The 613-nt window shown below is 54.0% G+C and carries 1 protein-coding gene; it reads right to left on the minus strand.

The features are described from left to right. Positions 1–613: AzlC family ABC transporter permease (locus tag O3648_RS08480; protein ID WP_371569618.1), on the minus strand; the 613-nt coding region annotated here is incomplete at both ends.

Consider the following 613-nt stretch of genomic DNA (forward strand, 5'->3'; position numbering starts at 1 on the left):
ACACCAGCAACAGAATGTACACCACCATCGAAATCAGTAGCATCGACTGTGGTGCCACCAGCAAACCAACCGCCGCAGACGCAGCAGCCATCACACCAATCAAATGATCCTTTGACGCCTGGTAAGCATCGATGGCGAGCACCGCAAAGAGCGCCGTCATCACAAAATCCACGCCCTTGAGCTCACTCAAGAAGCTTGCACCCAGCATATAGCCGAGCGTTGCGCTCGCCAGAACACTCAGATGTAGGCCCGCATGAATCCATAGGATACGGGAACCACGCAGCTTATGGCGGTCCGGGCCGGTGTTCAGCGCGTACGCCTCATCGATGAGCGTGTACACGGTGTAGAACTTCGCCAACCCACCACGCACCCGCTCAATCGGATACGAGAGACCATACATGAGGTGACGTGAATTAATGAGCAGAGTCATCACGGCGATAGAGAACAGTGAGGCATGATTCGACACCATATCAATCAGCACGAACTCTACCGAGCCAGCAAAAACAACGGTAGGTAGCAGAGGCGCCACCCAGAACGGTAGATGGTAGCTGTGGACAAGCACACCCAAACCAATACCGACAAAGAACAAACCCAGCATAATCACACCGGCGAT

This window comes from Rothia sp. 27098_8_161 (assembly GCF_041432905.1).
Lineage (GTDB): Bacteria > Actinomycetota > Actinomycetes > Actinomycetales > Micrococcaceae > Rothia.